The organism is Xanthobacter cornucopiae (genome assembly GCF_043195065.2).
Classification (GTDB): domain Bacteria; phylum Pseudomonadota; class Alphaproteobacteria; order Rhizobiales; family Xanthobacteraceae; genus Xanthobacter.
The window spans coordinates 2,515,276-2,540,628 of sequence record NZ_CM195531.1; the positions used below are offsets into that span (position 1 = coordinate 2,515,276).

The 25,353-nt window shown below is 70.0% G+C and carries 19 protein-coding genes and 1 riboswitch; of the genes, 2 read left to right on the forward strand and 17 right to left on the reverse strand.

Going from position 1 to position 25,353, the window contains the following annotated elements; translation table 11 throughout:
* Position 1: 1 nt before the first annotated feature.
* From V5F53_RS11070 to V5F53_RS11120, 11 genes are all read right to left on the reverse strand, one after another.
* Positions 2-1,039, reverse strand: coding sequence for an ABC transporter substrate-binding protein (locus tag V5F53_RS11070; RefSeq protein WP_393996492.1), 1,038 nt, complete (start codon positions 1,037-1,039; stop codon positions 2-4).
* A gap of 72 nt (positions 1,040-1,111) precedes the next feature.
* Complete coding sequence (locus tag V5F53_RS11075; RefSeq protein WP_393996493.1) at positions 1,112-2,044, reverse strand: TauD/TfdA dioxygenase family protein; 933 nt, start codon at positions 2,042-2,044, stop codon at positions 1,112-1,114.
* Positions 2,045-2,293: 249 nt separating this feature from the next.
* Positions 2,294-3,814: a tripartite tricarboxylate transporter permease gene (locus V5F53_RS11080; protein WP_393996494.1), complete on the reverse strand. Its 1,521-nt coding sequence runs from the start codon at positions 3,812-3,814 to the stop codon at positions 2,294-2,296.
* Between the two features lie 51 nt (positions 3,815-3,865).
* Positions 3,866-4,321 (reverse strand): tripartite tricarboxylate transporter TctB family protein, encoded by a 456-nt coding sequence (locus V5F53_RS11085; protein WP_393996495.1) that lies wholly within the window; start codon positions 4,319-4,321, stop codon positions 3,866-3,868.
* Between the two features lie 9 nt (positions 4,322-4,330).
* Entirely contained in the window at positions 4,331-5,323 is a 993-nt protein-coding gene (locus tag V5F53_RS11090; protein ID WP_393996496.1) for a Bug family tripartite tricarboxylate transporter substrate binding protein, read from the reverse strand.
* Between the two features lie 36 nt (positions 5,324-5,359).
* A complete protein-coding gene (locus V5F53_RS11095; protein WP_393996497.1) occupies positions 5,360-6,283 on the reverse strand; it encodes a TauD/TfdA dioxygenase family protein in 924 nt (307 codons plus the stop codon).
* 174 nt (positions 6,284-6,457) lie between these two features.
* Positions 6,458-8,149 carry a methyl-accepting chemotaxis protein gene (locus tag V5F53_RS11100; protein ID WP_509212253.1) on the reverse strand — a complete coding sequence of 564 codons (1,692 nt, stop codon included), beginning with the start codon at positions 8,147-8,149 and terminating at the stop codon, positions 6,458-6,460.
* A gap of 427 nt (positions 8,150-8,576) precedes the next feature.
* Positions 8,577-11,489: a hypothetical protein gene (locus V5F53_RS11105; protein WP_393996499.1), complete on the reverse strand. Its 2,913-nt coding sequence runs from the start codon at positions 11,487-11,489 to the stop codon at positions 8,577-8,579.
* A gap of 234 nt (positions 11,490-11,723) precedes the next feature.
* Positions 11,724-13,724, reverse strand: coding sequence for a DNA/RNA non-specific endonuclease (locus V5F53_RS11110; RefSeq protein ID WP_393996500.1), 2,001 nt, complete (start codon positions 13,722-13,724; stop codon positions 11,724-11,726).
* Positions 13,725-14,270: 546 nt separating this feature from the next.
* The gene (gene zapE, locus V5F53_RS11115) at positions 14,271-15,461 is read right to left on the reverse strand and encodes a cell division protein ZapE (RefSeq protein WP_393996501.1); all 1,191 of its coding nucleotides are present in this window, start codon (positions 15,459-15,461) and stop codon (positions 14,271-14,273) included.
* A 184-nt stretch (positions 15,462-15,645) separates the two neighbouring features.
* Positions 15,646-16,287, reverse strand: coding sequence for a glutathione S-transferase family protein (locus V5F53_RS11120; protein ID WP_393996502.1), 642 nt, complete (start codon positions 16,285-16,287; stop codon positions 15,646-15,648).
* A gap of 177 nt (positions 16,288-16,464) precedes the next feature.
* Here V5F53_RS11120 and V5F53_RS11125 point away from each other — a divergent pair, with 177 nt between their 5' ends.
* Positions 16,465-18,681, forward strand: a complete 2,217-nt coding sequence (locus tag V5F53_RS11125; RefSeq protein WP_393996503.1) for an FUSC family protein — start codon at positions 16,465-16,467, stop codon at positions 18,679-18,681.
* Positions 18,682-18,771: 90 nt separating this feature from the next.
* Here the strand turns inward: V5F53_RS11125 and V5F53_RS11130 are convergent, their stop codons facing one another.
* Positions 18,772-19,893 carry a 2'-deoxycytidine 5'-triphosphate deaminase gene (locus V5F53_RS11130; RefSeq protein WP_393996504.1) on the reverse strand — a complete coding sequence of 374 codons (1,122 nt, stop codon included), beginning with the start codon at positions 19,891-19,893 and terminating at the stop codon, positions 18,772-18,774.
* Between the two features lie 77 nt (positions 19,894-19,970).
* Positions 19,971-20,051, forward strand: a riboswitch (SAM riboswitch).
* Positions 20,052-20,130: 79 nt separating this feature from the next.
* Here V5F53_RS11130 and V5F53_RS11135 point away from each other — a divergent pair.
* Positions 20,131-21,363, forward strand: coding sequence for an O-succinylhomoserine sulfhydrylase (locus V5F53_RS11135; protein ID WP_393996505.1), 1,233 nt, complete (start codon positions 20,131-20,133; stop codon positions 21,361-21,363).
* 51 nt (positions 21,364-21,414) lie between these two features.
* On the opposite strand, the gene V5F53_RS11140 is transcribed toward V5F53_RS11135, so the two are convergent.
* Genes V5F53_RS11140 through V5F53_RS11160 form a run of 5 tightly spaced genes read right to left on the reverse strand, consistent with a single transcriptional unit; the run spans position 21,415 to position 25,339 of the window.
* On the reverse strand, positions 21,415-22,395 hold the full coding sequence (locus V5F53_RS11140; RefSeq protein ID WP_393996506.1) for a 2Fe-2S iron-sulfur cluster-binding protein: 981 nt from the start codon (positions 22,393-22,395) through the stop codon (positions 21,415-21,417).
* Between the two features lie 3 nt (positions 22,396-22,398).
* Positions 22,399-22,728, reverse strand: a complete 330-nt coding sequence (locus V5F53_RS11145; RefSeq protein WP_393996507.1) for a non-heme iron oxygenase ferredoxin subunit — start codon at positions 22,726-22,728, stop codon at positions 22,399-22,401.
* Positions 22,725-23,513, reverse strand: a complete 789-nt coding sequence (locus V5F53_RS11150) for an SDR family oxidoreductase (RefSeq protein ID WP_393996508.1) — start codon at positions 23,511-23,513, stop codon at positions 22,725-22,727. Before V5F53_RS11150 ends, V5F53_RS11145 begins: the two co-directional genes overlap by 4 nt.
* Positions 23,506-24,084, reverse strand: coding sequence for a flavin reductase family protein (locus V5F53_RS11155; protein ID WP_393996509.1), 579 nt, complete (start codon positions 24,082-24,084; stop codon positions 23,506-23,508). Before V5F53_RS11155 ends, V5F53_RS11150 begins: the two co-directional genes overlap by 8 nt.
* The gene (locus tag V5F53_RS11160) at positions 24,074-25,339 is read right to left on the reverse strand and encodes a styrene monooxygenase/indole monooxygenase family protein (RefSeq protein WP_393996510.1); all 1,266 of its coding nucleotides are present in this window, start codon (positions 25,337-25,339) and stop codon (positions 24,074-24,076) included. Before V5F53_RS11160 ends, V5F53_RS11155 begins: the two co-directional genes overlap by 11 nt.
* Between the last annotated feature and the right edge of the window lie 14 nt (positions 25,340-25,353).

A 25,353-nucleotide genomic window follows, 5' to 3' on the forward strand; every position in this document is an offset into this window, starting at 1 on the left:
GTCATTGCGCGAACGGGTTGAAGGCGTTGGTGTAGATGTCGGCGGCCTTGACCTGGCCCGGCTTGAGCTGGCCGTTGGCCTCGTACCAGGCGACATAGCTGTCGAACTCGGCCGGCTGGATCAGGCCGCCCTTGCCGCCGATGCCGCTCGACTTCCAGAAGCGCACGGCGGTCTTGTCCTCGTTGCGGTTGCGCGCCTGGATGATCTTTTCGAACCGCGCCACCACTTCGTCGCGGGGCGTGGACTGGGCCCAGGCGATGGCGCGGGCGGTGGCCTCCACGAACTTGCGGGCGGTCACCGGGTTCTGGGCGATGAAGCGGTCGGTGAGGATGTAGCTGGCATAGCCGAAATTGCCCAGGGTGTCGTAGTCGGTGGTGAGCAGGCGGGCGCCGCCCTCGGCCAGCAGCTTGTCCTTCAGGATGTCCTCCAGGAACACCGCGTCGAGCTGCTTGGCCCGCAGCAGCTGGGCGAGGTTCAGCGGCGGGGCGGCGACGAAGGTGACGCCCTTGATCTCCTCGGCCGGCACCCCCGCCTTCTGCAGGTAGACCGTGGTCAGCCATTCCTGGTAGGCGCCCAGCGTGTTGACGCCCACCTTGCGGCCGGCGAAGTCCCTGGGCGCGCGGATGGGAGAATCCTCCAGCACCAGCAGGCCGCCCCGGGTCTTGTCGTCGGTGCCGATGTAGGCGATCACCGCCTTGATCGGCGCCTTGGCGGCGGCGAGCTTGAGGATGGAGCCGTTGAAGGCGCCGCCGAAGTCCACGTCGCCCGTCACCGCCGCCTGGATGTCCTGCGGTCCGGAGGTGGTGTTGCCGATCCAGTTGAGCTTGATCGGCGCGAGATAGCCCAGATCCTCGGCGAGCTCGGGATAAAGCACCCGGCTCGGCCAGCCCTGGTAGCGCAGCTCCAGCTTCTCCGGCGCCGGAGCCTGCGCCCGGGCCGGGCCCGAGGCCGCCACGGCGCCGGCTGCCAATCCCAATCCCAGCGCCAGCCCCAGCGCGCCGCGCGCGCGCCGGGCGATCCGACCCACCACTCCGCTCATCCCGCTCTCCCGTCTCGTGTGCTGCCTGTGACCTGAAGCGACCGGCCCCTCCCGCCCGAGGGGCCGGGACGCTCAGAACGCGCCGTCGTATTCCAGCGTGATGCGATGGATGCGGCGCCGGGCCGCGCCGTAGTCGCGCACGGCGTAGTGCTGGACCTGGCGGTTGTCCCAGATGGCAACGTCGCCTTCCTGCCACTCGAAGCGGGCCTGGACTTCGGGAGTCTTGACGAGATCGTAGAGGTAGTTGAGCAGGCTCTGGCTCTGCGTCTTGGAAACGCGGAGGATGTGGCTGGTATGGGCCTCGTTGGCGAACACCAGCTTCTTGCCGGTTTCCGGATGCGTCTTGATGAGCGGCACCTCGATGGGCGGGAATTTCTCCGCCGCGTCGCGGACGCGGGCGAGCCCCTGCTCGCGGGTCTCCTGCGCCTCGTCGGGCAATGCGTAGCCGCTCAGCAGGTCGGACAGATGGGCCTTCTTCGGCGAGGCGTAGAAGGTGTTCAGCGTCGAGAGCTTCTCGAGATAGCGGGCGAAATCGGGATCGAGCAGCTCATAGACCGCGGTCGAGGACGCCCAGATGGTGTCGCCGCCGCCGCCTTCGGGAATCTGCTGGGCGTGCAGCACCGTGGCCTTGGGCGGCTGCTCCTGCCAGGAGACGTCCACATGCCAATTGTCGGTGCCGCCGGAGGGCGTCTTCTCGCTGTGGGCGATGACCTCGATCTCGGGGAAGCCGTCCACCGAGGGCAGGTAGATATTCTTGCGGATGGGTGTGCCGAAGATCTCGGCGAGCGCCACATGCTGCGCCGGGGTCAGGGACTGCTTGCGGAAGAAGATGACGCCGTGGTCGAGCAGCGCCTGGTTGAGCGTACGCTTGTTGTCGTCGCTCAGCGGCTGGCTCAGATCGACATTGTCGATGACGGCGCCGATCTGCGGCTTGTAGCGGCGCACCTGGATCTCCTGGTGGGCGGCGCCGGTGCGCGTGGACGGCTGGTCGATTGCGATGGTCATGCCCGAGGTTCTCCGAAGGGGTCTCTTCGATTTCTCAAGCGTGACAACGGTTTTGACATAAGTCAATATATTCTACGGAATTAGTCAAAATAAGGTCATGCCGCTTTTCTCGGCCCCCGCTCCGGCGCGGGCACCCGACGCCGGAACAGGCATGGCCGACGCCAGCCTGACGCCGCGCGGACCGCCCCACATAGGATGCGGCCGGCGCGCCGCGCGGCCGGCCGGGGACGGCATCGGCTGGCCGGCGGCCTATGCGGCCGGGACGTCGGTGGACGCGGCGCCGAGCCGCCTTTGCCGCGCCGCTCCGGCGACGCCGGCCGCGATCAGCAGCACGGTGGCCGCGAGCAGCGCCAGCGACAGCGGACGGTCCACGAAGGTCGCGAAGCTGCCGCGCGAGACCGTCATGGCGCGCCGGAAGCTCGCCTCCAGCATCGGACCGAGCACCAGGCCCATCAGCAGCGGCACCGGCGAGATCGCCAGCTTGAACAAGGCGTATCCGAGCACGCCGAAGCCGGCGAGCAGGTACACGTCCAGCACCGAATTGCGCACCGCGTAGGCGCCGACGGCGCAGAACACCAGAATGGCCGGAAACAGCAGATGATAGGGAATGCGCAGCAGGCGCACCCAGATGCCCACCAGCGGCAGGTTCAGCACCACCAGCATCAGGTTGCCGATCCACATGGAGACGACGAGCCCCCAGAACACCTCGGGGTGGCTGGTGATGACGCGCGGCCCCGGCTGGATGTTCTGAATCACCATGGCGCCCAGCATCAGGGCCATCACCGCGCTGCCGGGAATGCCGAGGGTGAGCAGGGAGATGAAATTGGTCTGCGCGGCCGCGTTGTTGGCCGATTCCGGCCCGGCCACGCCCTCGATGGCGCCCTGGCCCATCTCGCCGGCGTGGCGGGAGAACTTCTTCTCGACGGCATAGCCGGCGAACGAGGCGAGGGTGACGCCTGCGCCCGGCAGGATGCCGAGCACCGAGCCCACCAGCGTGCCGCGCAGGATCGACGGCGTCATGCGCCGCACATCCGCGCGCGAGGGCAACAGCCGGCCGACCGCGGCGACACCGCCGGGGGCCTGCTGCCGGCGGCGCTCCTCCAGGTTGGTCACGATCTCGGCGAGGCCGAACACGCCCATGGCCAAAGCGGTCAGCTCGATGCCATCCATCAGCTCGGGAATATCCTCCGTGAAGCGGATGGTCCCGGAGTTCACATCCATGCCCACGGTGCTGAGGGCGAGGCCCAGCACCATCAGCCCCAGCGACTTGTCGATGGCGTCCGACGACAGGGTGATGGAGCCCACGAGGCCGAGCAGCATCAAGGAAAAGTATTCGGCCGGCCCGAACAGGAAGGCGACCTTGGTGAGCGGCTGGGCAAGCCCCGCCAGCACCAGCACGCCGAAGCTGCCGGCGACGAACGAACCGATGGCCGCCGCCGCCAGCGCCGGCCCCGCCCGGCCCTTGCGGGCCATGGCATAGCCATCGACCGTGGTGACGATGGAGGAGGATTCACCCGGGATCTTCAGCAGAATGGCCGTGGTCGAGCCGCCGTATTGCGCGCCGTAATAGATGCTGGCCAGCAGGATGAGCGCCCCGGTGGGGGCCAGCGAATAAGTGAACGGCAGGAGCATGGCGATGGTCGCCAGCGGCCCGAGCCCCGGCAACACGCCGATAAGGGTGCCGGTAAGGCAGCCGACCACCGCATACATCAGGTTCTGCAGGGTCAGCGCGGTGGCGAAGCCCAGCGCCAGATTGTCGATGAGGTCCATGGGGATCGACCGAATGATGCGGTTCGGAACAGGCCATCCCGCGCGTGGGGCCTAGAGCCCCGGCCACACCGGAAACGGCAGCGACAGGCCGTAGACGAAGCCGCCCACCGTCAGCGCCACCAGGACGGCGGCGTTGAGCAGGCTGGCCCGCCAGCTGAAATCCGGGCTGGCCCGGCTGGACAGGAGCACCTGCAGCGCCACCGTGAGCGCAAGGCCCAGGGGCTTGAGCGCCAGCGCGAACACCAGCGTGGCGCCCACCATCCACAGCAGGGCGCGCAGGTCCCAGCCCTCCAGCGGGATCGTCTCGCCGTCGAGCAGGCTGCGCGCCAGCACCACCAGGCCGAGCCCCCCGAGCACCACGCCGAGCCAGAACGGGAAGAAGCCCGGCCCCATATTCGACGGCGTGCCGAGGTCGTAGCGCAGCGCCCCCGCCGCCAGCACCGCGCCCGCCAGCACGTAGAGACCGCCTACCGTGGCGTCGCGGGCATTGCCGATGGAGAAGGCCATGCCCGGTTCTCAGCGCAGCTTGATGCCGGCGTCGGCGGCGATCTGGCGATACTTCACCCCCTCCGCCACCAGGAAGCGGTCGAGGTCCTCCGGGCTGCTCACCGCAATCTCGAAGCCCTGCTCCTCGAGCGGAGCTGCAACCTCCGCCTGCTTCAACACCGCCGCGAGATCGGCGTTCAGCTTGTCGATCGCCGGGCGTGGCGTGCCCGCCGGCGCGAACACGCCCTGCCACGCCTCCACCGAGAAATCGGACACACCCAGCTCCTGCAGTGTCGGCACCTCCGGCAGCGCCTTGGAGCGGTAGGGGGTGGTGACGGCGAGGCCGGTGAGGTTGCCGGCGCGGATATTCTCGGTGGCGGCCGGCAGGGTGATGATGAGCGCGTCGATGTGACCGCCGATGGTGTCGAGCATGGCCGGGCCGCCGCCGGGATAGGGCACGGTGTTGAACCTCACCCCCACGCGCCGCGCCAGCAGGCTGATGGCGAGGTGCTGCAGGCTGCCGTTGCCCGCCGGCAGGCCGACGCTGATCTCGCCGGGGCGCGCCTTGGCGAGGGCGATGAAATCCTCGTAGGTCTTCACCCCGAGGCTGGGGCGCACCAGCAGCAGCATGGGGCTGACGATGGCCTTGGCGACACCGGAGAGGTCCCTGGTGGGGCTGAAGGGCAGGCCTTCCGGCTGGGCCGCGTTCAGGGACAAGGAGTCGGTGCCGTGCAGCAGGGTGTAGCCGTCGGCCGCCGCCTTCACCACCTGGATGGCGCCCACCGTGCCGCCGCCGCCACCGGCGTTCTCCACGATCAGCCGGTGCGGCCAGCGGCCGTCGAGCTTCTGGGAGATGGTCCGCGCCAGCTTGTCGGCGCTGCCGCCGGGCGCGGCGGGCACGATGAGGCGCACGTTGCGGCTGGGATAGTCGGTGCCGGCGAACGCGCGCGCCCCCGCCGGGAGCGTGGCGAGGCCGAGGGCGGGCAGGCCGGCGAGGCCGAGAAGAAAACGGCGGCGATGCATGGGGGCGGACATCTCTTGCGGGGCTGAAACGGCCGGTCAGGCGGCGAAGCGGGCGAACGGCGTGCCGAGAACCGCGCGGGACGGCTCGCCATGGATGTTCACCGGCACCTCGCCTTCCAGCGTGATGCGGTAGAGGACGCGCTCCACGTCGAGGAAGGCGAAGTCGCCTGGCCCCTGGTGCGCGGAGGCGCGGTTGTCCCAGAAGGCGAGGCTGCCCGGCTCCCATTTGAAGCGCACAGTGTATTCGGGCCGGGTGATCTCCTCGAAGAACAGGTTCAGGAGGTTGCGGCTTTCGACTTCGTTCAGACCCACCAGGCGACGGGTGAAACCGGGATTGACGAACAGGATGCGCTCGCCGGTTTCCGGATGCACCCGCACCACCGGATGCTCGGAGACGGCGGGCGCCGCGCGCACCTTGGCGGCGTAGGCGCTGTCATTGTCGAAATCATTGTTGACGCCGCCGAACTGGTGGCGCGCCCACAGCCCATCCGCCAGCACCTTCAGCGGCGCCGACAGATGCGCGTAGGCCGCGACCAGATTGGTGAAGACAGTGTCGCCGCCATAGGCCGGCACCACGCCGGCGCGCAGCACCGAGGCGGCGGGCGGATTGATCACCCCGGTGACGTCGGTGTGCCAGCGGTCGCCGCGCCGGCCCGAGGTGGAGCGGGAGGAGATGGCGCGGATCTGCGGGAAGCCCTCGGGCGGGTTGCCGTCATAGGGATGCGCCGCGGTGGGGCTGCCGAAGCGGGCGGCGAAGGCCAGGTGCTGGGCATGGTCCAGGTGCTGGTCGCGGAAGAACACCACCTTCCACCGCTGGAGCGCGCCACGGATCGCCGCCACCGTCTCCGCGTCCAGTTCCCGGCGCAGGTCGACGCCATGGATTTCGGCGCCGGTGAACACGGACAGGGGGCGAATGTCGAGAGGGGCGTGGCGCGGGGCGGAGTGGCGCGGGGGGGACATGGCGCGGGCTCTCTTTGCCAGACAGGGACGCCGGCACGGTGGGTGAGGTCCGCCATAAAGTCAATTATTTTTATAGATAAACTCATAAAATGACAGCCACGCGCGACGCCCACCCCCATGTCCGCGCGGACATGGGGGTGGGGACGGCAGGCCCGTCAGGACGGTGTCGGCCGCTCACACCGCGGCGAAGTCCTTCACGAAGCCTTCGACCACGGCCTTGAGGTCGTCGGCCTGAGCCGAGAGTCCGGTCGACAGCGTCATCAGCTGGGATGAGGCCGCGCCGGTCATTTCCGCCGCCCGGCCCACACCGGCGATGTTCTCCGTCACCTGCTGCGTCCCCGATGCCGCGTGCTGGCAGTTCTGGGCGATCTCCGCCGTGGCCGCCTCCTGCTGCTCGACGGCGCCGGCGATGACGGCGGAAGTCTCCTTGATGTTGGCGATGACGTTCGCGATCTCGCCCATGGATCGCACCGTGCCATCGGTGGCCTGCTGGATCTCGCCGACCTTGGCGGAAATATCGTCGGTGGCCTTGGCGGTCTGCTCGGCGAGTTGCTTCACCTCGGCGGCGACCACCGCGAAGCCCTTGCCGGCGTCACCGGCGCGGGCCGCCTCGATGGTGGCGTTGAGCGCCAGGAGATTGGTCTGAGCAGCGATTCCCTTGATCAAGTCGATCACCGCTCCGATGGTCGCCGCCGCGCTGGTCAGAAGCGAAATGCGGGTGTTGGCCGCGTCCGCCTCCCGGACGGCGGCCTCCGCCACCTCGGCCGAGTGCGCCACCTGGCCATTGATCTCACGCACCGACGCGGCCATTTCCTCGGAAGAGGAGGCCACGGTCTGCACATTGGCCGCCGCTTCCGCCGCTGCGGCGGCGACCGCCTGGGCCTGACGCGAGGTCTCCTCGGCGGTTGAGGACAGGTTTCGGGCGGCGCCGGCAACCTCGCTGGAGGAGTCCGCGAATCCGGCGGCGAGCCCGCGCATCCGCGTGACGAAATCTTCGGCCAGACGCTCGCGACGGGCCAGGGCCTCCAGTTCGGCCTCCTCTCGCCGCACCTGCGCCGCGCGGATCTCTTCCGCCTCGGAGAGGCTCTCCCGCAGCCTTTCGGCGGAATTGACCAGGGTGCCGATCTCATCGGTCCGCCCATCCTGGGGAATCCGCACCGCGAGATTCCGGTTGGAAAGCGCGTCGAGAACACCGGCAATGCCGGCCAGGGGCCGGGCGATCCCCTGCCGCACGAGCCAGGCGGCAAAACCCATCACCACGATGAGGGAGCCGAAAACGGCCAGATAGGTGCCCCGGATCGTCGCGCTCGCCTCCCGCGAGGCCCGGTCGGTGTCCGCCTGCAGATCCGCCATGAACTGATCGCCGATGCGGGCAAGGTGGGCCTCGATCGCCGCCAGCGCCGGCTCGCACGCCTGCGTCATGCTGGCGACAAGCCCGGCCCGCGCCTCCCCATCGCCCCCCGCGCCCCGGACGAGGCCGGCGCAGGGACCGGACAGCGCGGCCTCCAGCTGCGCCCGGACGGCGATCAGGTCGTCATCGTGAGCGCTGTGCAATTCGGCGGCCCGCTCAAGGGACTGGGTAACAAACGCCACCGAGAGGCGCAGCTCCCGCCGCGCGGCGTCAACAGCCTCTCCGGTCTCCGCCGATATAAGCTTGTACATATTCTTGGCGACGGTCTGAACGCCCCGGTTCGCCCGCGCCTGAAACAAGCTGGCGATGGCCGGCCCCTTCACCAAGGAGCTGTATCTTTCATCGATCGTGTTCATTCGCGTTCCCGAAAGCAATGTCGCAGCAACGACGCAAACACCGAGAATGGAAATTATGATCATAATCTTCGTCGTAATCGAAAAATTCTTGAACGACATATTCCATTCCCGTGTCATTTTTGAAGATGCGAGGCCGTGAGGCGCCGCGTCGGGGCAAAGAATTCAAAGTCGAGGCGGAGGAGCTTGAAGGTTGGCCGGAGGAGCGGCGCACAGGCGATGGCGCGGGCCGGCCGGCCCGCAGGGGGCCGCTCCGGAGCGCTCGCGGTATGAGGATAGCATCTGCCGCTTGGTCAGACAGCGGCGGGCGCCCGCCGCCGCCAGCCGGGCGACAGGGATTCACAGATTTATGTTGCACTGCATGAGACACGCCGAGGAACGCCCGCGGGGTCGGCGCATCGGCCACCCGGCCCGGCGCACGGAGCAGCCCGCGCAAGCCCCCGCACCCGAAGACCGTGCCCGCAGACCACGTCTCATCCGCCGGCGCGCGGCCAGGACGGCCGACGCGGCTGTCCTGGTCCGGCGTGCTTCAGAACAGACTCGTGCCACCGCCCCGCCCGCCGGCGAGCCCGACCTCGAACAACGCCGCCTCGTCCTCCCGCCGCCGCACCAGCTCAGCCTCGATCGCAGTGCCTACCCAGAGCCGCTTCATCAGCCGGATCAGGCCGGGGATGTCGGTGAAGCGGCGCTCGCCCATGGCGGCGGCGATGCCGCGCATCTCCCGATAGCGATCCCGCGGATCGGCGGGATCGCGCGCCAGCCGGTAGCTCGCACCGCGATTGAAGGTGAGCGACACCAGGGCTCCGAAGCTGTCCGGCGAAAGCAGATGGACATTCGGCAGAGCGGCGGCGGTGAGGCCGGCGAACCGGGGCACGGTTGCAGCGTAGAACACCTTTTCCGCCAGCTCCCACTCGATGGTGAAGGCGGAGACCTGCGCCACCAGGGCCTGCATCGCGGCGTCGCTGTCGCGCCCGCCGCGATGGCCGATCACGTCCGCGAGACCCGCTCGCGCGGCCGGCGGCAGGTCGGACCAGTCCCGCTCGAACCGCGTCCTGTCCACATAGCCGAGATCATAGCCGAAGCCGATGGTGACGCCGGACGCTCCCTTCGGCCACACCGGCTTCTTCTTGTACACGCGTTCGTAATAGGCCCGGCCGCCGGTTTCGTGCGCGACGATGAGGTCGAGCGCGCGTGCGGAAAGGCGCGGCGGGGGCGGCGCCACCGCCAGGGGTGCGACTTGGCCGGCCCCGCCCCCTTCGGCTCCCCCCAGGCCGGTGGCGCCCTGCACCTCCGCCCGCTCGGCGAACACCGCGGCCGCTCGCGCTTCCGTCTCCACTTCCGCGCCGCCGGGCGCCTCCAGACCGGCTGGGGCGACGCCCGGCCCAGCGCTCTTCGCCGCCGCGAGCGCGTCATTCAGCACCACGGTGAACCGCCTCCCCACGGTGGCGAAGCCGTCGTCGGTCGGATGCAACTCGTCGGCCCAGCGCTCGCCCACCGCGCCGCGCACGTCCACGTGCCAGGCATTGGCGTGCCTCCCGCCGCGATTGCCGCCGCACAGGCCGATCAGCATCTGGTTGAGGCGGTCGATGAGCACGCGCACAATGGCTTGCCGCAGGTCCGCGTCGAGAAGGCCGAGGTGCCGGACCATGGGACCCGTCAGCCACGCGTCCTGGCTGGCCCACAAGGGGTGGCGCGGGTCCCCCGGGCGCGCGGGGATGGCGTGGTCATAGCCGTGGCAGATCACCGGCAGGCCAGGAAAGCGGGCGGCGACATCGGTGAACAGGCGCGTGAAGCCGGCCTCCAGGGCGGCCAGCCGGCGCGTGAACTCACCGGTTTCCAAATACCATTCCGGCGGCTTGCCGGGGGTGTAGGGCCGCAGGATCTTGGTCAGCACCGACACACCGTCCGGGTCCTCGCCGACGATGTCGTTGCCGCTGCCGGACACCAGCAGCGCCCTCGCCTTCCCCTGCCAGCGCTGCAGCCCCTCGATATGGCGCCGCTGGCGGACGACCATGTTCTCCAGCGTGTCGCCGGCGGCGTCGAGGCTCCAGATCGAATAGCCGGCGCCGAGCTGGTCGATGACATCGGCGAGGAACAATGGAAACTGGAACCAGCTGTCGCCCACCGACACCAGCACCGGGCGCGGATCGGCGGCGGCCATGCGGGCCAGGAACTGGTTCTGCCGGCGCCAGCCGGCCAGTTCATTGGCCCAGTTCATGAGCTGGGCGCCCTCAATGCCGATTTCCGGCGTCTCCACCGCCACCACGTCGGGATTGAACCGCACCGCTGGCGCGAACGGCCGCGAGGCCGCGGGGTCCGGCACCAGCAGGCGGCGCACCACATCGTCCGGCACCCCCGGATCGACGATCATCCGCCGCGCCTCGGACAAGGATAGTCGGCCGGTCTCGGGGCGCCAGGCGTCCTCCACTGCCGCCCGCTCCGGCACCGGCAGGGCGGTGACCCCCTCAAGCGCTATCATCGGCGCGGCGAGCGGCGGCGCGAGGCCGGGGATGCCGTCCGGGGAATAGCCCGCCTGCCGCAGTTCATCGGCCAGCAGGCTGCCGACGCGACGGCGGTCCCGGCGCACCAGATCCGGGCTGAAGTTGACGGTGCGCACCAGGGCCCGGAACTCGCCCAGCACCGTCTCCGCCGGGTCGCCCCTCTGGGCCGCGTCCCGCACCCGCTTCCAGCCGTCGCGGATTTCGGGAATGCCGCGAAAGTCCGCCCGCTCGGACAGACGCTCGATGCCGATGACGAAATAGGGAAAGGCCGACACCGGCTGGCCGTCTCCATCGAGCAGGCGGTGGTCATCGCGGTCGAGCGTGAGGCGGGACAGGTCCAGCTCGCCCTTGTCGGCGCGGGCGACGACGATGTTGCCGGCGACGAGCGCGGTGTCGGTGCGGGCGAGACCGATCTCCAGCTCGGCCCGCCCCGGGTCCATCAGCAGCACCTCGGCGCCGCGCCGCAGCGGCGCGATCAGCGGTTCGACCGCCGTAAGGTAGGAGCCGGCGGCGGAGGCCGTCAGCTCCGACAGCAGGTCGAGATAGGGCTTCGCCAGATTGTCGGACGCCACCGAGAACAGGGCGATCTCGCTGGCGAGCTCGCCCCCGTAGGGCAGCGGGCCCAGCAGCGGCTGGTTCACCACGATGAACCGGTCCAGATGCCGCGAATCCAGCTCCTGAAAGCTCTTGCTGGGCGAGGTGACCGACACCACCTCGCGCAGGCCGGTGACCGCGTCGGCGTGGACGAAGCGGGCATGCACGGTAGGATAGAATTTCTGCGCCCAGCGCCGCACATCCACGATGCGCGCGCTGCGCAGCCACACCCGCACATAATCGTCATGGGCTGCGACCGGCTCCTGCGGCTCGCCCACATAGCGGTGGCCATAATCCCGCGCGGCCTCTCCGGAGAGCCGCGCCAGCATGTCGGCAAGAAGTCCCATCACATCCCCCGCACCTGGGCCGCGCCCGCCCGCGGGCCGGCCGCCTCGTTATGGATCGAGCGCGGCGTGCCGCGCTTATACCATCGGCCCCGGCCTTCGACCGGTGCCAAGTCGGTCCGCGCAAGTCGGTCCGCGCAAGTGGGTCCGCGCAAGTGGGTCCGCGCAAGTGGGTCCGCTCAAGCGCCGCGCGGGCTTGACCAAAGCCCCATGCGTGAAGCTCACGGGCCTTTGGCATTACAGACGCAGATCGCCGGGCGTCTCCAAGGGCAGGAACACGGGCTCGCCGCGATCCAGCGCCTCCCGCCCGGCCGCCCTCCGGCGCAGGGGATCGGACGCCACATAAGCGGATAAATCGTATCCCGTCGCCGCAGCGAGATCGCCGACCGCGAGCTGGAAGGTGCGATAGGCGCCCAGCGTGAAGCCTTCCAGCCCCTCGCGGCGGCTCCGCTTATCCAGCAGCTTGCGGATCAACTCACCTTGGCTGAGCAGGTAGGCGGTGGCGTGCAGCCCGGTGCCGTCGGCGTCGAGGGTGACCACCAGCTTCCAGAACTCCAGCGGCACCACCGCCCCGTCGATAATGGTCTCGTCGTCCTCCTCCGGCCCTCGCAGCACCGGGCCGGTGAACACGCTGGCCTTCAGCCCGTAGGTGCGGGCGCTGTCCAGAACGTAGGTCTCAAGCCCCTGCCACAACAGCTTGCCCTGGTTGAGGGTCGCATGCTGGGCGGCGGCGTTCACATAATGGAAGGTGTCGTCATTGGCCTGCTGCGCCTCGTCGGCGGCGCCCCAGTTCGGGTCCTCGCGCCGGACCATGTGGCCGCGATCGATGGCCGGATCGGCGAAATTCGCCGCGCCGAGCTGGATGTCACGCGGCAGGCGCCCGTCCGTCGCCCATTGATCGGCGCCGCGCTTGATCCGCACCGCGCGCGCGCCGTCGATGTTCACCGCCGTCAGCACCGGCAGCTTGAGGCCGGCGGAGTATTTCACCCCGAAATGGGTGTAGCGCAGTTCGTTGGGCTCGGGCGGGTCATCGTTCGGCGCGGCGAGGTCGGCCGCCACCCTGTCCGGCAATCCCGGCCAGGGCGTCGGCGGCGCCCCCTCGCCCAGGAATGCGGTGTCGAAGCCGTTCCGGCCCGCGAAATGCTCCGCCGCGTGGTGCAGATCGGCCCGCTCCTGGCGCTCCAGCGCCAGCCGCACCGCCACCGGCCGCTGGCCCCGCAGCAGGGCCAGGAGGGTGGCCGCGCCGATGGCCGAATTCGCCTTGCCGTATTCTCCCTGGAAGTGAAGTCCCACCACCTTGCCGGTGGCCAGCCTGACAAGAGGCGACCCCGAGTTGCCACCGAGGGTGGTGCAGTCATGGGAGAAGGCGGCACCATCCCCCGGCACCTGGGTCACGAAGCCCGGGGCGAACCGCTTGACCTCATAAAGATCCCGGAAGTAACGGGCCTGATCATCCACGTTGTTGCGGGAATCGAAAGCCGGATAGCCGATCACCGCCACCAGCTCTTCCAGCGCCACCGCCGTCTCGTCCAGCACCAGCGGCGCGGGCAGGGTGAAGCCGGGCGTGTCGAGCCGCAGCAGGGCGATGTCCGCCGACGCGTCGTCGGCGAGATAGGCGATGCCGGCGACCCGCGCCGTGCGGCTGCTGTCGGCGGTGCGATCCACCTCCGCCAGGAAGTCGATGGCGGCGCCATAGGGCTGGCCATAGGGGCTGCGCATGAAGATGGCGCTGCCGTCGGCCTTGCGCTTGGCCACCAGGGCCGCGACATGGCGATTGGTGACGACCAGCGGATGCCCCGCCGCGTCTTCCACCACCCAGCCGGTGCCGGCCCACGACAGCGCATGGTTCAGGAACTCGACCCGCCCGACCGAGGGAATGCGCCCCTCCACGCCGCGGATCAGGTCATCGGTTCCGGTTGGAAAATCCGGCAGGTCCTCCAGCACCACGCCGTCGTTGCGGACCAGCAGCGGCGGCCGGCCGACGCGCTGGACGATGGCTTCCAGCCCGGCAACCATCCGGGGAATGGCGAAGAGGTTTTCACCCCCCCTCCTGGCCTGGGCCCGGAAAGTCTCGGGCACCGCGGCCGGAAGGCCCAGGCGCCACAGCTCCGGCGCTTCCGCCACGGGCGCCAGCGGCGCGGGCAAGGTGCCGTTGGCGACGGACTTCTCGATGGCCTCCCGGACTGCGGGAGTAAGACGTGACCTCAGATGTTCAAGCCGCTCCTCGACGGACGCCATGCCACCCTCCCCCTGCGAAGGACGATCCTCGACGCTGCATCATCCGGCGTGCTGCCGCGCGCGACAGCGGATCACCGCCGCGTTCTGCGGGCGGCTGCCACCTCTTCTTCACGCGACAGAAAGTCTTGGCCTTGAGTGGAAGCAACTCAACAGCAATGGATCGACTACATGTTGAATTGAAAATACATCATGCTGGCGACACAGGACGCGACGAGACCGCAGACACTCCACCGGCGAAAAGGGCAAAAGGCCTCGACCCGCCAGGACCGTGTCACCGCGCTTGGAACAAGGAGAGCTTGGGAGGTACAAAATCCGGCAGGAACAGAACTTGTCAGGAACAGAACCCGGAACACGCAGCGCGAGACCATCGGGCCTGACTGCCTCCTGGCGGTTTCACCGGGCCCTGTGTTTATGGCCTTGCATAACCTTGCGATGACCGACTGAAGGTTGCACGTCCTACGGGCAAAATCAAGGGCGCGCGTTCCGGTGGACGGCGGAGGCCCGCCAGCCGCCCAGCCGGGTCCGGCGGTGCGCGCAGCGGCGCCGTCAGGTCTCCACCAGGCCGGTGGTGTCGCCGGATGCGGTGGAATCGGGACGGCCATGGGGCTTGGCAAGATATTCACTGGACCGCATCTCGTGCAGGCGCGAGACGGTGCGGGCGAACTCGAAGGCCTCGGTGCCCTCGCTCGCCACATAGAGCCCGTCCGGCGCCGCCGCCGCCGAGGCGATCAGCTTCACATTGGCGTCATACAGGGTATCGATGAGCGAAATGAAGCGCTTGGCCTCGTTGCGCTGGTCCGGTCCCATCACCGGGATATGCTCCAGCACCAGCGTATGGAACATGCGCGCAAGGCTGAGATAATCGGGGTTTGGCCCGAGCGGCGCCTCGCACAGGTTGGCGAAGGAGAAGCGCGCCGCCCCGTGGGCCATGGCCGGCACTGCCAGCCGCCGTCCCTTCAGCTCGATCGAGCCGGGGACGCCGCCCGTGGGACCGGCGAGCCGGGCCCAGGCGGCGGCGATGGCGGCGTCCGCCTCCGGCCCGAGCGGCGTATACCAGGTGGACAGGCCCTCCAGCTTTTCCATCCGGTAATCGGTGCGCGATTCCAGCGACAGCACCTTCATGCGGTCCTGGATGGTGCTGATGAACGGCAGGAACAGGGCCCGGTTGAGCCCCCCCGCATAGAGGTTTCGCGGCTCGACATTGGACGTCGCCACCACCACCACGCCATCGGCGAACAGCTTCTCGAACAGCCGCCCGAGGATCATCGCGTCAGCGATGTCGGTGACGTGGAACTCGTCGAAGCACAAGACCTTGGCGTCCTGCGCCAGCGCCGCCGCCACCGGCACGATGGGATCGGCGCCCTTGCGCTCGCCGGCCTTCTGCGCCTGGCGCTCCCTGAAGATGCGCTCGTGCACGTCCCCCATGAAGGCGTGGAAGTGAGCGCGGCGCTTGCCCGTGGGCGGCAGCGCCTCGAAGAACAGGTCCATGAGCATGCTCTTGCCCCGGCCCACCTCGCCGTAGATGTAAAGGCCCTTGGGGGCGGCCGCCGGGGCCCGGCGCTGGAACAGCCAGCCCAGCGAGGACGACTTCTGCGCCAGCGCCTTCTGCCGCAGTTCCAGCTCGAGCCGGGCGAACTCCCTCACCACCTCCGCCTGGGCCGCGTCGGCCTCGATGTCGCCGGCGGCGAGCCGTGCCGCATAGAGCTCCGCAACCCGCGCCGTCGTCTCAGTCACCATGGAACCGTCCCCATGCGCCCGGCCATGCCGGGGCCTCTTCACCGCTGATCTTCGGGGAAGGTGACCGGACGCCCCCTCCGTTGGCGCCTGCTTTAGAGCCTTTTCGCGCGACGGGGGAAGCCGTCGGCGCGAAGAAAATGCCGCGCCTGGAGCAATTCCAGGGCCCGGCGCCGGCGCCCTCCCGTCACGCCGGCCGCCCCGGCAGAGGGTGGCCGGGCATCAGCTCGTAGGGATGCACCCAGCCCGGCAGCGATGCGATGCGCTCCGCCCAGCGAGCGATGTGGGGGAAGCGTGACAGCTCGACGCCGGCCCGCTCGGGATAATAGACGTAGCCCGCCAGCGACAGGTCGGCGATGGTCGGCACCGTCCCCACCAGGAAATCGCTCCGGGCCAGATGCCCGTCGACGATGCCGTAGGCGGCCAGCGCCCGCAGCCTCAGGAAGGCTGTCACGTCGCCCTCCTCCTGGCGCGCCAGCTCCACCATGAAGCGCAGGGTGGCGAAATAGCTCGTGAACTTGTGGTTGTCGAACAGGATCCAGCGCAGCGCCTCGCGCCGCTCCAGCTCGCCCTCGGGCAGGAAGCGGCCGGTCTTGTGGGCGAGGTAGTCGAGAATCACCCCCGACTGGGACAGCCGCACCCCGCCATCCACCAGCACCGGCACCTCGCCCATCTCGTTCACCTGGGCGCGATAGGCCTCGGTGCGGGTCTCGCCGTTGAAGAAGTCCACGAACACCGGCTCCCACGGCACGTCACACAATTGCAGCATCAGCGCCGCGCGGTAGGCGTTGCCGGACTGGGCGAAGCAGTAAAGCCGCATCGGCTGCATGGATGGCCTCCCCTCGCGAATGCATCGTGCTTATAGCAGGATGCGCGAAGGCTGGCGCGCCCGGCTCCAGAGGCGGTCCATCGCCGCGCCGGCGCACCCGCACTGGACAGGAACGCCGAACCATGAAATCTGGCCGCCGCCGACCTGTCGCACGCCGGAGCCGCCATGAGCACCCCCATGACCGCCCCTCCCCCGCCGGCGCGCACGCCTCTGGTGGCGCGCATCGGCGTCTGGCTGGCCGATCATGACCCCGGCGGCATCGACAGCATGCGGGCGCTGCACCTCGGCATCGCCCTGACGGTGGTGATCGCGGTGGGCGCCGCCACCTCGCAGATGTTCGGCCTGGGCATGACCATCACCTTTCCGCTGATGGCCGGCACCGGCGCCCTCACCCTGATCTCCTTCAATCCCGCCGCCAGCCGCCGCACCGAGGCCCGCACCATGGCGCGGCTGTTCCTGGTGTCGGCGGCGTTCCTGGTGCTGCTGGCGCTGGTGGGCCCCGGCGACAGCCCCGAGCGCGCCATGCTGCTGAAGCTGCTGCTGGTGCCGCTGTCGTTCTGCGCGCTGATCCTGCGGCGCTACGGCATGGATGGGCAGAGGTTCGGCCTGGCGCTGATCCTGGTGGCCACCGTGGGCACCATCCTCCACCCCACCCGGGTCGAAGCTGTGCTGCTGCTGCTCGCCTTCTGCCAGGGGGCGGTGGCGGCGGCGGCGCTGCGCCTCTCGCCCTGGCGGCCCTCGGCGCTGGCTGCCTACGTGCAGTCGACCCACGATGTCCAGGCGGCGGTGGCCGCCTATCTGCGCGAGATGTCGGAGGCGGTGCGCGCTGGCCGCCCCTTCACCGACACCGCCCCGCACGAGGTCGAACGCCTGCGGGCCCGGGTCTGGAATGCCCTCGGCAACGCCATCGCCGAGGACCCCGGCGCGCGCGGCGACTTCGAGGCCCTGCGCGCCAAGTTCTACCGTCTGCGCGTGGCGGTGCAGCTGCTGGCCGGCTGCATCCCGCACGACGTGACGAACACGCCGGACTGGCGCAGCCCGTTCGCCGCCGCCGCCGACCACGTCGCCCGCCGGCTGGAGGCCATCGACGTGCGCGACGTGCACGCCGAGGAGCGGTTCGAGCGCGCGGTGGCCCTGCTGCGCGCGCACGCCTTCTCCACCGCCCTGCCGCCCGAGGCCCGCTTCGCCCTGATGCGGGCGCTCACCGCCTTCGACCGGCTGGCCCTGGTCATCAACGGCATCGAGCTGGCCGAGACGACGCCCTTCCCCTCGCCCCACCCGCCAGAGGGCAACGCCCCGCCGGTCGGGGGGCCCATCCCGCTTCTGCAGCGCGCCGCCGGGGGGGCCTGGCAGCTCTCCGCCCCGCTCAAGGTCGCCTGCCAGGGCCTGGTGGCAACCTCCATCACCACGGCGCTCGACCTCGGCGTCGGCCTGAGCCATGCCTATTGGGCGACCATGACCGTCATGTTCGTCATCGGCAACAGCGTCGGCGAAACCTATGTGCGGGTGCGCTACCGGGTGGTGGGCACGCTCGTCGGCGTGGTCATCGGCATCGTGGTGTTCCTGGCCCTCGGCGACACGGTGTGGCTGCTGGCCGGGCTCTGCATGTTCGCGCAGGTGACCTCCATCATCACCCAGAAGGACCGCTACGATGTGGCCTCCGCCGCCGTCGGCTTCTCGGTGGTGCTGGGGCTGCACCTCATCGACGGCCTCGGCACCGGCGGCATGCTGGCCCGCATCTACGAGACCGCCATCGGCGCGGTGGTGGCGCTCGCGGTCTCCTACGTGGTCCTGCCGGTCTATGTCACCGATCAGCTCCGGCCCGAGGTACACGGCATCCTGAAGCGGTGCCGCGATGCCTTCGCCACTTGGTGGCCGCACCCGGGCAAGGCCTGCTCGGCCGCCTCCCAGGTGCTGGCGGTGCGGCAGCTCGGCAGCCGCCTGCCGCAGTTTGGCGCCGAGCAGGCGTTCGGCCATTCCGCCGGGGACGTGGCCAACATCGTCTCCACCCTCGACGTGCTGGTGACCTACCTCGCCCTGATCGAGGACATTTCCGGCCGCCTCGCGGTGTCGCAGTCCACGGACGAGGTGGTGGCGGTGGTGGAGGCGGCGCGGGCGCGCACCCTCACCGCCTTCGCAGTGGTGCTGGGCGAGGGCGGGGCGCACGGGCTCGCGGCCGCGGCTCCGGCCATCGACGCGGCGGTATCCACCGCCCTCAACCTCGCCGATGAGCCCAAGGTGAAGGAGGCCCTGCCGCTGGTGGCGGACTATCTGGCCTATTCGGACGCTGTGCTGCGTCCCCTGCGGGAGCTGCGCGCGGCGCTGCAGGAGGCCACCCCATGGCAGAAGGAGCGCACGCTGGCCGCCAGCATCGCCCCCATGAAGGCGAACTGAGGCCGGCGCCACCGGGCTTCGAGCCACCCGCCGCCCGGCGCCCCGCGTGTGCGCACCGCACGATCCCGCGCGCCTCGCTCCTGCGTGCCTTCACCCTTGCGCGAAAGGCTTGAAATGCTTGGAGAGCTTCAGGCCCTGCCCCTGGTAATGGGAGCGCATGTCGGTGCCGTACAGGGCTCCGGGCCGGGTCGCCATGCGTTCATAGACCAGCCGCCCCACGGTCTGGCCGTGCTCCAGGATGAACGGCACCTCGCGCGAGCGCACCTCCAGCACCGCGCGGGCCCCCCGCCCGCCGGCGGCGGCGGCGCCGAAGCCGGGATCGAAGAAGCCGGCGTAATGCACCCGGAATTCGCCCACCAGCGGGTCGAACGGCACCATCTCCGCCGCATAGTCCGGTGGCACGTGCACTGCCTCCCGCGAGGCCAGGATGTAGAAGGCGTCGGGGTCGAGCACCAGCGCCCGGCCATCGCCGCGCACCCGGATGGGCTCCCAGAAATCCTCCACCTCAAGCGCGCCCGACTGGTCCATGTCCACGACGCCGGTGTGCTTCTTGGCGCGAAAGCCCTGCAGGCCGCCGAGGGCTTCCCCGGCAAGGTCCACGCCAAGCGCGATACCGCCTGCCGCCACGTCGGGATGCGGCGCGTCCACCAGGCACTCCCCGGCCTGGAGGCTCAACAGCTCCAGGTCGCCGAGCCGCGCCACCCCGCGCCGGAACCGCACCTGCGACAGCCGCGAGCCGGTGCGCACCAGGATGGGGAAGGTCCGGGGCGAAACCTCCAGATAGAGCGGCCCCTTGTAGCCGGCGGGAATGGTGTCGAACGCCCGCGCCCCGTCGGTGATGACGCGCACGAACACGTCGAGCCGGCCGGTGGAGCTCTTGGGATTGGCGGCGGCGGCGAGGTCGGCGGGCAGCTTGAGGCGCTCGAACAGCTCCACCAGATAGACGCAGCCGGTTTCCAGCACCGCGCCGTTGGTCAGGTCCAGCTTGTGCAGCGCCAGCGCGTCAAGGCGCTCCTGCACGCTGACCCCGGCGCCGGGCAGGAAGCTGGCACGGATGCGCCAGGCACTGCGGCCGAGCCGGAGATCCAGGCTCGCCGGCTGGATCTGGTCGGGATCGAGGGCGCGCCGGCAGGCGATGGCGCCCGTGGCCTTGAGCCCCGAGATGGCCTCCGCGGGCAGGATTCCCGGCTTCAATACATCGGGCACGCGCATCCCCACATCCGCTTCGCCAGCCGTCCCGTTCGATTTACAGAACGAATTCCTTGACGCCAAGGGGCGGCCGGCATTACTGATCCGCCCGTGGTCACTTTGAGCCGGCCGGCTTGCTGCCACGTTAAACCAGAATGCTAAAAGGCCGGGGATGAGCGGATCGACAGCCGCGCATGTGCCGCGAACGCGCGGACAATGCAAGCGGTTATCCGCAACAGCTCCTCGGCCATGGAGTGAGCCATGTCGTCGGCGTCCGACCCCGAGAAGCCCCGCCCCGCCGCCTTCACGCCCCGGGACCCGCGCACCCTGCACCCCGAGACCCGCCTCGTGCACGCGGGCACCACCCGTTCGCCGTTCGGCGAAACCTCGGAGGCGCTGTTCCTCACCCAGGGCTTCGTCTACGACACCGCCGCCTCCTGCGAGGCGCGCTTCAAGGGCGACGATCCCGGCTTCGTCTATTCGCGCTATTCCAACCCCACCACCGCCATGTTCGAGGAGCGCATGGCGCTGATCGAGGGCGCGGAGGTGGCGCGGGCCACCGCCTCCGGCATGGCGGCGGTGCATGCGGCGCTGCTGTGCCAACTGAAGGCCGGCGACCATGTGCTGGCGGCGCGCGCCCTGTTCGGCTCCAGCCGCTGGATCCTGGAAGACTTCCTGCCCCGCTTCGGCGTCGAGGTGACGCTGGTGGACGGCACCGACCTGGCCGCGTGGCGCGCCGGCATCCGCCCCGACACCCGCGTCGTGCTGCTGGAGAGCCCCACCAACCCCACCCTCGACATCATCGACATCGCCAGCGTGGCCGAGATCGCCCACGGGGTGGGCGCCTGCCTGGTGGTGGACAATGTGTTCGCCACGCCTCTGCTCCAGCACCCGCTGGCCCTCGGCGCGGATGTCGTGGTCTATTCCACCACCAAGCATGTGGACGGCCAGGGCCGCTGCCTGGGCGGCATGGTGCTGTGCTCCCAGCAGTTCCTCACCGATCACCTGCAGGTATACCTGCGCCAGACCGGCCCTTCCATTTCCCCGTTCAACGCCTGGGTGATGCTGAAGGGCCTGGAAACCCTTGGCCTGCGCGTGGACCGGATGCAGGCGAGCGCGGCGCGGATCGCCGATTTCCTCGCCACCGCCACGGGCGTGGCGAAGACCCTCTATCCCTTCCGCGACGACCATCCCCAGGCGGCGCTGGCGCGCCGGCAGATGAGCGGCGGCGGCACCCTGGTCACCTTCGTGGTGGAGGACGGCAAGGCCGGCGCCTTCCGCTTCATGGACGCGCTCAAGGTCATCCGCATCTCCAACAATCTCGGCGATGCCAAGAGCCTGGTCACCCATCCTGCGACCACCACCCACCAGCGCTTCACCCCCGAGGCGCGGGCGGAAATGGGCATTTCCGACGGCCTGCTGCGCCTGTCGGTGGGCCTGGAGCACCCCGACGACCTGATCGCCGACCTCGCGGAGGCGCTGACGGCGGTCTGAGCGCCGCCGGCGAAACACCGTGGGACGGGGGCGGCGCCGGTCGCCTCCTTTTCAGAAGAAGCGGTCGAACCGCACCCGCCCGGCGGGCAGGCCGGCCTCGCGCACCAGCAGCGTCTCCAACGCCTGCATCATGGGCGGCGGGCCGGCGCAATAATAGTCGAAGGTGTCGATGGAACCGGCGAGCCATGCCGCCGCCACTTCGTGCACCAGCCCATGCGCCAGCCCCCGCACCCGCTCCCCCGACACCACCGGCACATAGGTGAGCCGCGCACCGAGGCCGGTCAGCGCGTCCAGGCGGGCCACATCCATCACGTCGGCGCCGGCACGGCCGCCATGGAAGAACACCACGCGCCGGGGCGTCTCCTGCGCCGCCACCGCGCGGGCGATGGAGAGCATGGGCGCGAGCCCCGAACCGCCGGCGAGGCATACGATGTCCCGCGCGCTCGGCCGCAGGTGCGCGAGGCCGAACGGACCGTCGAGAGACACCTCCGCCGGGGGCGCCGCGAACAGCCGCTCCGTCATGCGCCCGCCCGGCACCCGGCGCACCATCACCTCGAACACGCCGGCCGGATTGGGCAGGTTGGCGAGGGAATAGGCCCGCTCCAGCCCGTCCGGCAGAGCCAGCATGACATATTGGCCCGGCAGGAAGTCCGCCGCCCCCTCGGCCCGAAAGCGAAAGGCGCGGATGTCGTGGGTGACGTCCGCCCCCCCGTCCAGCACTGCCCGTCGCCGGGCCGGCGGCACCGGCGGCACGCAGGCCGGGTCCTGCCGCACCTTCACGGCGCAGTCGCCGCGCGGCCGGCTCTGGCAGGCGAGCACCCGCCCCTTGCGCCGGTCGCGATCGGAAAGGCCGGGCGCCTGCGGCCAGAGATCCTCCACCGCACCGGAGACGACGTCCACCTTGCAGGTGCCGCAGCCGCCGGCATTGCATTCGTAGGGCATCCCGAACCCGGCCCGCAGGCCGGCGCGCAGCAGCGTTTCCCCAGCGGCGCAGTCGAACGCCGCTCCGTCGTCGAGCGTGATCCGGGCCATGGCTCAGGCCACCAGCACGATGACGTCGCCGCGCACCTCGAACCGATGCACGCGCAGGGGAAGGGTGCACGGCGCGCCGCAGGGCGCGCCGGTGTCCAGCGCGAACGCCCCGGAGTGCCACGGGCATTCCACCACCAGCTCCTCGGCGTCGATCTCGCCCTCCGACAGGGACGCATCGCCATGGGTGCAGGTGTCGTCGGTGACGAAGAAGCGGCCGCCGGTACGAAACACCGCCAGCGGCGGCCGGCCGGGCCGCTCCACCTTGAGCGCCCCGCCCTCGGGCACGTCTGCGGCGCGGCAAAGGACTGCGTCCTCGCTCAATGTGTCGGTCATCGTGTGAACTCCGCCAGGGAGAGGCCCCGCCCCTCCGGCCCCAGGGCCAGGTAGCCGCCATCCACCGCCAGCGTGGTGCCGGTAATGAGGGAGGCGCGGGACGAGAGCAGGAACGCAACCGCCTGCGCCACCTCGCGCGGGTCGCCCACCCGGCCGGTGATGTGCAGCGGCGCGGCGATGCGGTCGGCCGTGGCCCGATCGCCCTTCGACAAGGCGGCGATGGGCGCGGACCAGGTCCAGCCCAGGGACACCGCGTTGACGCGGATGCCGTCGGCGGCAAGGTCCAGCGCCTGCGCACGCGTGATCTGCTCGATGGCGGCCTTGGTGGCGGGATAGACCCAGCGCCCCGCCTGGGCGACGCGCCCCGAGACGCTGGTGAAATTCACCACCGCCCCGCCGCCCCGCGCCGCCATGTGCGGCCGGGCGGCCTGGAGCAGAGCGATGCCGCCGAACACATTGACATTGAAGGCCGTCGCCCAGTCGGCGCGGGACGAGGCCGGACCATGGTCGATGTAGCAGGCGGCGGCGTTCACCACCGCGTCGATGCCGCCGAACCGCGCCACCGTGGTCGCCACTGTTGCGGCGATGGCGGCATCCGCCCCCACGTCGGTGGCGAGGAACAGGCCGCTGTGGCCCAGGCCCTCCGCCACCCGCGCGCCGCCCTCGGCATCGATATCGGCGATCACCACCCGCGCCCCGGACGCCACCAGGGCCCGCGCCACCTCGGCGCCGATCAGCGTGGCGCCACCGGTGACGATCGCCACCTTGCCGGAAAACTCAAGCATTTGCGCTCACCTCCCCAAGGCCCGACCAGCCCCGCAGGGCCCCGTCGCAAAACACCAGGGCCGAGCCGGCGGCGGCACGCCGGTGCGCCAGCACCCGGCCGATGAGGATCAGATGATCGCCGGCATCCACCGTCTCGTGCCGCGCGCACTCGAAGGTCGCCAGGCAGTCCGGCAGCAGCGGCGCGCCGCCGGCGCCCAGATCGAGGTCGAGTCCGGCGAACCGGTCCGCGCCCGGACGGGAAAAACGATGGCACAGTTCGACCTGGGCGGCCGACAGCACGTTGACCGCGAAATGCGCTGCGCCCCGGAACAGGGCGAGGCGCGGCGAGGTCCTGGCCAGACTCCACAGCACCAGCGGCGGATCAAGCGAGACCGAGGCGAACGAATTCACCGTCAGCCCCACCTTCTCCCCGTCGGGCGCGCGCGTGGTCACCACGCACACGCCGGTGGCATAGCAGGAAAGGGTGCGGCGCAGGGCGCGCCGCTCCGCTTCCGCGCCGGCCGCGCCCGCCGGCGGCCGGGTGTCCGGGGCGGCCTCAGGCGCGGCTTCACGCGCGGCTTCACGCGACATGGGCCACCTTCGACGCCACATAGCGCTTGGCGGCGTCCAGATCGGCGATGGCCGGCCAGAAGCGGGTGGGATCGTTGAAGTTGCCGCAGAACTCGTCGGCGATGGCCGGAACTTTCGAGGCCGCGCCGAGGATTTCCAGCACCGAGGGCGGCGGCGGCAGCAGCAGCGCATTGGTGAAGGCGCAGGTGTACTGGGCCGAGGTATCCCAGAACGCCTCGAACACGCCATCCATCCAATCGCGGTCGAACGGCTTGTCGCCCCGCGCCAGGATCGCCGCGAGATAGGCCTTCACCATGCGATTGGCATTGTTGGCGCCCTGCCCGGCGATGGGATCGTTCAGCACCACGGCATCGCCGATGCCGAACACCAAGTTGCCAGATGGCAGCACTCCCACCGGATTGCGGGTGACGGGCGTGAAGGCGCCCTTCAGCCAGGCGTTGGCATCGGTGATCTCCATGTCGTCAGACACGTGCTCGGCCTGATCGGGGGTCAGGCGCTTCACCACCTCGCGCACCGTGGCCACCATCTCGGCCCCATCCTTCACGTCCTGGAACACGTCCATGGGCCCACCGGGCACCGCCTCGAACAGGAACGAGCGGCACTCGCCCTTGGTGTGGGTGTAGAAGGGCAGCGAGAAATATTCGCCCGCGCCGGCGATGAAGTTGAAGCGCAGCGGGCGGAACGGAATCTCCCGCCACGGCCGGTCGCCGGTGAGGTTGGAGCCCGTCACCAGCACCGCGGCGAGATTGCGCGGCGGCGCCTTGTGGGGCGAGCGGGCCTCGTCGCGCTCGAACAGCGCGGCGATGGTGCCCTTGCCGGCGGCGACGATCGTCAGGTCATTCGCGGCCGAGATGCGGTCCAGGTCGGCGAGGGTAATGGACTGGATCACCAGCCGCCCGCCCCGCCGGGAGAACTCGTTCATCCAGCGATGGAACTTGGTGCGCACATCCAGCGCCTGCCCGTGATTGACACCGAGCCGGCCCTGCACCGAAAGCCCCACCGCCCCGTCCGGGGCGCGGAAGTCCACATGGATGCCCTCGCCATACGGGCCGAGGTCTTCCCAGAAATTGAGGCACAGGTCGCGCTCGATCTTCAGCGAGCTCTCGAACAGGAAGGCGGTGGTGGCAAGGCGCGAATGCAGCACCTGCTCCGCCGTGCGGTCGGAATAGAGGGTGACGTCGTAGCCTTTGTCGATCAGGCCGAAGCCGAGCAGCAGGCCGGCCTGCCCGCCGCCGATGATGGCGATCTTGCGCATGGAATGTTCCTTGA